We start from the raw sequence: 1,230 nt of genomic DNA, 5'->3' as shown, positions 1-1,230 counted from the left end.
TGAATAGCCACCAAAATTCTAGACACACCTAACCATCTTTTGATGGGCCTTTTCATAATCTAATGGAGAACGCTGACCATTGGAACCATGTCTGCGTTTTGAATTGTAGAACATCTCAATATATTCAAAGATATCAGACCTAGCTTCAGTTCTTGATGCGTATATTTTCTTCTTAATTCTTTCTCGCTTTAACAACTGAAAGAAACTCTCAGCAACAGCATTATCATGGCAATTTCCTCTGCGACTCATACTACATTCCAGATTGTGCTGCTTAAGGAATGTTTGCCATTCATGGCTCGTATATTGACTGCCTTGGTCAGAGTGAATCAGAACTTTATTCTGTGGTTTTCTCCGCCACAGAGCCATTAATAACGCATCTAAAACCAGATCTGTCGTAATTCTGGATTTCATAGACCAGCCAACTACAAGTCGTGAGAACAGGTCGATTACCACTGCGAGATACAGCCATCCTTCATGAGTACGAATATAGGTAATATCAGTCACCCATAATTGGTTCGGCTGCGCTGGATTAAATTGGCGGTCTAAAGTGTTTGCAACAACAACTGACGGAGTACCTGCATGAGCTCTAGGTTTACGATAGCCACGCTGCGATTTAAGACCATTCGCCTTCATGAGTCGATGTACTCGATTGATCCCACAACTTTCGCCAACATCTTTCAAATCACAGTGAATCTTGCGATAGCCATAGACTCCACCAGATTCCAGCCAGAATTGTTTAATCAATCCTGAAAGCTGTTGCCGTTTCCTGGCAGTTTTACTGGTGGGTTGCTTTAGCCAGGCGTAATAACCACTGTGATGAACATCCAGAGTTGAACATAAACGACGGACAGGCCATATGTGCTGATTGTCCTGAATAAAGGCGTACCTCATTTGGACTGGCTTGCGAAGTACACCGCGGCCTTTTTTAAGATGTCCCGTTCTTCAGTTACTCTTTGTAGTTCTTTTCTAAGCTTTACTAGCTCTGCAGTTGGATCTGCTGATTGAGTAACTTTGGGTTGTTGAGGATCATAGCGTTTAATCCAGGCATATAAACTATGTGTAGTTGTACCTAAACGCGCAGCAACCTCGGCCACACTATAACCTTTCTCGGTAACTTGCTTTACTGCTTCAATTTTGAATTCTTCAGGATATCGTTTACTGCTCATAAGCACCTCGTTAATTAGCCATTTTATCTAACTAAAAGGTGTCTACAAAATTAGTGGCTATTCA

Annotated in this window: 1 protein-coding gene; it reads right to left on the bottom strand. The window is 41.8% G+C overall.

Annotation, left to right across the window (positions count from 1 at the left end):
• Window positions 1-18 precede the first annotated feature (18 nt).
• Window positions 19-1,166 (bottom strand): IS3 family transposase gene (locus ACPUEY_RS14005; protein ID WP_425122456.1). Its coding sequence is split into 2 segments (ribosomal slippage): window positions 19-920 and window positions 920-1,166, totalling 1,149 coding nucleotides; the frame shifts between segments, so codons are not numbered across the junction.
• Between the last annotated feature and the right edge of the window lie 64 nt (window positions 1,167-1,230).

It is taken from the genome of Acinetobacter sp. G11, from assembly GCF_049808495.1.
Classification (GTDB): domain Bacteria; phylum Pseudomonadota; class Gammaproteobacteria; order Pseudomonadales; family Moraxellaceae; genus Acinetobacter; species Acinetobacter kookii.
This window is presented reverse-complemented; position numbering and strand designations above follow the sequence as displayed.